8 protein-coding genes are annotated in these 6,340 nt (G+C 43.8%); 3 read left to right on the top strand and 5 right to left on the bottom strand.

The genetic code is table 11. From position 1 onward, the window contains the following. Positions 1–19 precede the first annotated feature (19 nt). The 5 genes from glmM to VFM80_RS08080 all read right to left on the bottom strand — a co-directional run bounded on the left by glmM (position 20) and on the right by VFM80_RS08080 (position 3,278). Positions 20–1,369, bottom strand: a complete 1,350-nt coding sequence (glmM, locus tag VFM80_RS08100; protein ID WP_395071322.1) for a phosphoglucosamine mutase — start codon at positions 1,367–1,369, stop codon at positions 20–22. 39 nt (positions 1,370–1,408) lie between these two features. Beyond that, on the bottom strand, positions 1,409–1,960 hold the full coding sequence (locus VFM80_RS08095) for a cob(I)yrinic acid a,c-diamide adenosyltransferase (RefSeq protein WP_395071321.1): 552 nt from the start codon (positions 1,958–1,960) through the stop codon (positions 1,409–1,411). 71 nt (positions 1,961–2,031) lie between these two features. After that, entirely contained in the window at positions 2,032–2,400 is a 369-nt protein-coding gene (locus tag VFM80_RS08090; RefSeq protein ID WP_395071320.1) for a type II toxin-antitoxin system VapC family toxin, read from the bottom strand. Then, positions 2,385–2,534, bottom strand: a complete 150-nt coding sequence (locus VFM80_RS08085) for a hypothetical protein (RefSeq protein ID WP_395071319.1) — start codon at positions 2,532–2,534, stop codon at positions 2,385–2,387. The genes VFM80_RS08090 and VFM80_RS08085 overlap by 16 nt, the downstream gene beginning before the upstream one ends. A gap of 135 nt (positions 2,535–2,669) precedes the next feature. Next, positions 2,670–3,278, bottom strand: a complete 609-nt coding sequence (locus VFM80_RS08080; protein WP_395071318.1) for an IMPACT family protein — start codon at positions 3,276–3,278, stop codon at positions 2,670–2,672. A 343-nt stretch (positions 3,279–3,621) separates the two neighbouring features. Between VFM80_RS08080 and VFM80_RS08075 the strand changes: the two genes are divergently transcribed. The 3 genes from VFM80_RS08075 to VFM80_RS08065 form a co-directional block, all read left to right on the top strand. After that, positions 3,622–4,320 (top strand): succinate dehydrogenase cytochrome b subunit, encoded by a 699-nt coding sequence (locus VFM80_RS08075; RefSeq protein ID WP_395071317.1) that lies wholly within the window; start codon positions 3,622–3,624, stop codon positions 4,318–4,320. Positions 4,321–4,360: 40 nt separating this feature from the next. Continuing rightward, the gene (locus tag VFM80_RS08070; RefSeq protein WP_395071316.1) at positions 4,361–4,768 is read left to right on the top strand and encodes a GxxExxY protein; all 408 of its coding nucleotides are present in this window, start codon (positions 4,361–4,363) and stop codon (positions 4,766–4,768) included. Between the two features lie 122 nt (positions 4,769–4,890). Next, the coding region (locus tag VFM80_RS08065) for a fumarate reductase/succinate dehydrogenase flavoprotein subunit (protein ID WP_395071315.1) at positions 4,891–6,340 on the top strand (1,450 nt) is incomplete at its 3' end.

Raw genomic sequence — 6,340 nt, 5'->3', positions numbered from 1 at the left:
CTTACTACTTTGACAAAAATTACTTCAACAGATCAAAGATCTTCCCTGCAAAGGCTTTCGCAGCTTCCGGAGACCGTCCTTCTGAATAGATGCGAATGATAGGTTCGGTATTCGATTTACGAAGGTGAACCCAGCCCTCAGCAAAATCGACTTTCACGCCGTCCACGGTATTTGGGTTGAGGCTGGAGAAATGCTCTTTCACCATTTCAAGCACTTTATCGGCGTCTTTTCCTAATTCATCAAGCTGGATCTTGTTCTTGCTCATGTAGTAATCGGGGAGGGTTGCCCGATATTCGGAAGCGCTCATTCCTTTTTCGGCGAGAAGCTGAAGCACCATGGCAATACCTACCAGCGCATCACGACCATAGTGCAGATCCGGACAGATAACTCCGCCGTTTCCTTCACCGCCTATTACAGCATTTTGTTCCTGCATCACTTTAACTACGTTGATCTCACCCACTGCAGAGCGATAACAAGTTTGATCGTAATTGCGGGCCACATCGTCACAAACACGGGAAGAGGAGAGGTTGGTAGCACAAGCTCCGGGATTCTTGGAGAGGATGAAGTCAAAGGCGGCCGCCTGCGTATATTCTTCGCCAAAGAGTTTTCCGGTATCATCAACCAAAGCCAGCCGATCTCCATCGGGATCAGTTACCACTCCCAGATCCACTTTTTTCTCCTTAACCAACTCACAGATCTCAGTGAGATGTTCGGGCAATGGTTCCGGATTGTGGGGGAAAAGTCCGTTTGGGGTACAGTGAATTTTATGTACGGTTTTAACCCCAAGCTTTTCCAGTAATCTTGGAAGAGCTTCCGAGCCGGCACCATTTACAGCATCCACGGCAACGGAAAAATTCTTAGCGGCAATTTCATCCGCATCGATATACGGCAGATTCAGGACTTCCTCTATGTGATCATCAAGCATATCATGATCTTCGCGAATTTCCCCGATTTTATCATAGGATTGATAGCTAAGGTCTCCGGATTCAGCAATTTTGATCACTTCCTTTCCCTGATCAGCATCCAAAAATTCACTCTTCTCATTCAATAACTTCAGCGCATTCCATTCAGCAGGATTGTGACTGGCAGAGATGATAATCCCTCCGGCTGCTTTGTGCTTCAATACGCCCATGGCCACAGTTGGTGTCGGTACAATTCCAACTTTGATGACATCACACCCAACACTTGCGAGGGTAGCGGCAACGATATCTTCACAGATCTTTCCGGTTACGCGCGAATCCCGGCCAACAACTACGGTGCCTCCTTTAAGCCATGTGCCATAAGCGGCGGTGAATTTTGCAAGATTTTGAGGGGTGAGGTCGGTTCCAAAAATGCCCCGGATACCCGAGACGGAGATCATTAATGCCATGTGAATAGTCAGTAGTTTGAAATTAAAATTCAGTAAAAATTACTTGGATCGTTCCGGGATCCAGCCGGTTTCCCGATTGCCGGCCTGTTTGTTTTCATATCGGGCCAGAACAAAAAGGAAGTCAGAAAGCCGGTTGATGTACATAATAGCCACTTCAGAAATTTCCTCTTCATGCCGACATTCAACGGTGATACGTTCTGCTCGCCGACAAACGGTGCGTGCAAAGTGAAGGGTGGCTCCGGCATTAGCCCCGCCGGGCAAGATGAAGTTTTTGAGCGGCTCCAGATCCTTTTCCATCTCATCGATGGATTTCTCGAGAAATTCTACTTCGCTGTGACCGATCCGTTCGATCCGTACGTCTTTAGAGGCGGGAGTTGCAAGATCAGCTCCCAGTACAAACAATTGCTGCTGTATGGTTTCCAGAAATTCACCGCCTTTTTCAGAAACTCCGAATGAGATTACCATTCCTAAAATAGAATTGAGTTCATCCACGGTTCCGTAAGAATCGATGCGCTTGGAGCTTTTGGAGACGCGTTGCCCTCCAAAAAGTGAGGTTTCGCCACTATCGCCTTTCTTGGTATAGATCTTCATAGTTTCCTTTTTTTCTCGGAAAATAGGGGTTTGATGGGTAAGGTGCATATAATTGAAGACTGGTAACCCGGTTAAAGCAGATCAAGTTCAGGGATATATTTAAAATCTTTTTTATTCAAAGTAAGTAAAGACAGATCATGAAGAATTGCTGTTGCTGCAATCAGTGCATCAGCTAATTTTAAATTATGACTTGGACTGTATTCTTTAACTAAATCAACCCCAAGAACACTTATGTCTTCTGAGATGTGGAGGAAATTAAATTCCTTTATATAGCTGTTGATAAGACTGATTTCTTTTCTGCTGGTGTTCTCTCCCTGAATTAATTCAACAAAAGTTACAGCACTTATAGAAAGGCTATGATCTTTGAGCTCTGTGTCAAGCTTGATGTTTCCCCGAAAAATATCGATAAGTATGTCGGTATCAACTAAGACCTTTGCCATTGTTTCTTTCTCATTTCCCTGGCAATCTCAGTGGAGCTTTTTTCTTTAGCCCATTTATCCTTCCACATACCTACAGCAGGATGCGCAGATTTCGACTCTTTAGTCTTTACCGTTGTTGGTTTTTGATCTTCCATAATTATTTCCTCTTAAACAATATACCTAACGAAGACTGTAAAAGTAAATTATGGCTTAAGCGTGCAGGTAAAGGTCTCTGATTCGGCACGGGACACTGCGGGATAAGAAGGATACTCAAAGGTTCTCATAGTTACTCAAATAAATGATTCTCCCAGATTCTCAAATGTGATCTTCAAATGCTCTAATCCTGATAATTCCTTTTTAAAGCGAGCACTTGTTTTCTTGGGGCAAGCTACTTTCAGCTTCACATCTTCCAGATATTCAGAATCCTGTACGGAAAGCTTATGATCATTCTTCAACTTGTTGATGGTGTTTTCCTCGGGATAGGGATATCGGATTTCAAAAAGATGTACCAACTTAATGGATTTTAGTGTTGCCGATTCCAAGCATAACTGCGCTCCTCGGCCATAAGCCTCTATCAATCCGGATTTGCCCAACTTGGTCCCTCCGTAATATCTCACCACCACAACCCCGGCATTTACCACTTCATATGATTTGAGCTGATTGAGTATAGGCAATCCTGCCGTGCCGGAAGGTTCGCCGTCATCGGAGCTGAATTCCTTGGGTTGAGCCGGATTCAATCGCCAAGCCCAACAGTGGTGGGTGGCATCGGGATATTTTGACTTGAGTCGGGCAAGTTCTTCCTGAAAATCCTCTTCGGATTCGGTAGGGAAAAGATACCCCAGAAATTTGGAGCCGCGCTCGCGGAAAGAGGATTCGTAAGGTTTCGCAATGGTTTTCATTAGTCTGGAGTTGATGTCCCTAAAGATAATAGTCAACCTCTCTAAAGTCATTCCCAAATCTGCTCCAACGCAGAGCGTATGGAGCGAGGAAGTAAATTGAGTATGGAACGAAGTAATAAATATAGAGATAGGAAGGGTGTTCACTATGAACAACAGTGAAATCTGAGTAATCGTACAAATCTGCGATCATATTTAGACGCATTCTGCCTTGTTATTCAAAGAGGAAAAAGCGATTTTCTCAGCGCAGTTAAGCTTTTTGCTAAGTTTTCAAAAATAATTGAAACCAAAGAAAGTTATTTGCTGTTTTATTTATCGAAATTTGAAATTATCTAAGACGTAAAACATGCCTTCTCTTATCAAAGCTCTGAATTCTCAGGTCGGACGAAAGATCATGACCGGTATTACAGGAATTGGCCTCATGCTTTTTTTGATCGGCCATCTTGTCGGTAACCTCACCATTTTTGCAGAAAGTGATGCCTTTAATATCTACACCTACACCTTGGAGAGTCTTGGGCCACTGCTCTATGTAATCGAGGCCGGATTGGCATTCTTCTTTTTATACCATGCAATTTTAGGAATTTCGATCTGGAGGCAGCGAAAGAAAGCTCGTCCTGAAGGATACGATACGTATCAAACTAAAGGAGGACCTAGTCATCAGTCGCTGGCCTCAAGAAGTATGATCATTTCCGGACTTGTGATCCTCGTGTTTTTGGTTATTCATATATGGCACTTTAAATTTGGTCCGACTGACATGACCATGGTTGATGGGACTGAGGTGCGAGACCTGAGAGCTTTGGTTATAGCTGAGTTTACAAACCCGTTGGTTGCATTTAGTTACATCGCGGTGCTTTCAATAGTAATTCTGCACTTAGCTCATGGAGCCTGGAGTGCTTTCACGTCATTAGGAATGAAACATGGAGAAACATCCAAGAAAGTTCAGATCGGAGCGTACATCTTTGCTATCGTGCTGATGCTCGGCTTTATCTTCATCCCGCTGTATATTTTCCTCACCGGCGGGGAAGGTGGCTTAATTAGCTATTAATTGGGTTGCCACGAAATCTCAAAAACACGAAAATTTTTAAATGACTTGGCAAGCCGAAACATATGAAGAGATACCAAATCACCTTGAGGTGATAGGGGAAAAGATTGTAGATGCAGCTTACAAAGTGCACAAAAAGTTAGGCCCCGGATTATTGGAGAATATTTATGAAGTTTGTTTTGTGCACGAATTGAATAAGAAAAACTTAAAAGCCGAAAGACAAATAAAATTACCAATTAAGTACGATAACCTGACTTTTGAAGAAGGTTTAAAATTAGATGTTTTAGTGGAAAGTGAAGTTATTTGTGAGCTCAAGGCTGTTGATAAAATGAATTCAGTTTGGGAGGCACAAATTTTAAGTCATTTAAAACTGACTGGTAACAGATTAGGTTATCTTATTAACTTTAATGTCAGGAATATTGGTAAAGGCATCAAAAGATTTGTGGTATAATTTGAAGAGGACGAGAAGAAAATTTTAATCTAAAACAATAAGAAGCACATAAGCAGAATGTTGAATTTATTTAGAACAAAACATTTTAGTGTTTTAGTGCTTTCGTGGCGAATTAAACAATTATGAAATTAGATTCAAAAGTACCCGGCGGACCGTTAGAAAAAAAATGGGATAAGCACATCAAAGACATCAACCTGGTGTCGCCCAATAACAAGCGTAAATTTGAGATCATTGTGGTAGGAACCGGATTGGCCGGTGGAGCAGCTGCAGCGAGTTTTGCTGAGCTTGGCTACAATGTGAGAAGCTTTTGCATTCAGGATTCGGCTCGCCGCGCACACAGTATTGCTGCTCAGGGTGGGATCAACGCTGCCAAGAATTACCCGAATGATGGGGATAGCATCTGGAGACTTTTTTACGATACCATCAAAGGCGGTGACTATCGCTCACGGGAATCCAACGTGTATCGCCTGGCACAGGTTTCCAACGAAATTATTGATCAAGCCGTAGCACAGGGTGTTCCATTTGCCCGTGAATATGGCGGAAATCTTGCGAACCGTTCTTTTGGTGGAGCACAGGTATCCAGGACATTCTACGCACGCGGTCAAACCGGACAGCAGTTGTTGCTCGGTGCGTATCAGGCGATGATGCGTCAGGTTCACAATGGAAATATCAAATACCATCCGCGCCATGAGATGTTGGATGTGGTTGTGATCGACGGTCAGGCAAGAGGTATTATTACCCGGGATCTTGTTTCCGGTGAACTTTGCCGATATGAAGCCGATGCCGTGGTATTGGCAACCGGTGGGTATGGAAACGTCTTTTATCTTTCCACCAACGCAAAAAACTCAAACGTAACGGCGGCATGGAGAGCTCACAAACGTGGAGCTGCTTTTGCAAATCCATGTTACGTGCAGGTTCACCCAACGTGTATTCCTGTTTCGGGTGACTATCAGTCTAAGCTGACATTAATGTCCGAGAGTTTAAGAAATGACGGACGGGTTTGGGTGCCTAAGAAGAAAGGAGACGATCGCCATCCCAACGAAATTCCTGACGACGAACGATATTATTATCTGGAAGAACGCTATCCAAGTTTCGGTAACCTTGTGCCTCGTGATGTGGCTTCAAGAAATGCCAAAATGGTATGTGATGACGGACTTGGAGTAGGTGAAACCGGATTGGCAGTTTATCTCGATTTCCGTGATGCCATCAAGCGTGATGGTCGTGATACTATTGAATCCAAGTATGGAAACCTCTTCGAAATGTATGAGAATATCGCCGGTGAGAATCCATACGAACGGCCGATGAGAATTTATCCTGCCGTTCACTACACGATGGGCGGGCTTTGGGTTGATTACAATCTTCAAACCACCATTCCGGGATTATATGCAGCGGGAGAAGCGAATTTCTCTGATCACGGGGCCAACCGACTCGGTGCAAGTGCATTGATGCAGGGACTCTCAGACGGATACTTTGTGCTTCCGTACACCATTGGTGATTATCTCGCCAAACAAGAGCCCGGCAAGCGTTATGGAACCGATCACAATGCTTTCAAAAAAGCGGAAGCTGAAGCCC

The sequence above is a fragment of the Gracilimonas sp. genome, assembly GCF_035704785.1.
Lineage (GTDB): Bacteria > Bacteroidota > Rhodothermia > Balneolales > Balneolaceae > Gracilimonas.
This window is presented reverse-complemented; position numbering and strand designations above follow the sequence as displayed.

Bases quoted from the DNA above. Each gene is read 5' to 3' on its own strand.
- VFM80_RS08095 (WP_395071321.1), bottom strand. From the start codon at position 1,960: ATGAAGATCTATACCAAGAAAGGCGATAGTGGCGAAACCTCACTTTTT.
- VFM80_RS08085 (WP_395071319.1), bottom strand. From the start codon at position 2,534: ATGGAAGATCAAAAACCAACAACGGTAAAGACTAAAGAGTCGAAATCT.
- glmM (WP_395071322.1), bottom strand. From the start codon at position 1,369: ATGGCATTAATGATCTCCGTCTCGGGTATCCGGGGCATTTTTGGAACC.
- VFM80_RS08075 (WP_395071317.1), top strand. From the start codon at position 3,622: ATGCCTTCTCTTATCAAAGCTCTGAATTCTCAGGTCGGACGAAAGATC.
- VFM80_RS08090 (WP_395071320.1), bottom strand. From the start codon at position 2,400: ATGGCAAAGGTCTTAGTTGATACCGACATACTTATCGATATTTTTCGG.
- VFM80_RS08070 (WP_395071316.1), top strand. From the start codon at position 4,361: ATGACTTGGCAAGCCGAAACATATGAAGAGATACCAAATCACCTTGAG.
- VFM80_RS08080 (WP_395071318.1), bottom strand. From the start codon at position 3,278: ATGAAAACCATTGCGAAACCTTACGAATCCTCTTTCCGCGAGCGCGGC.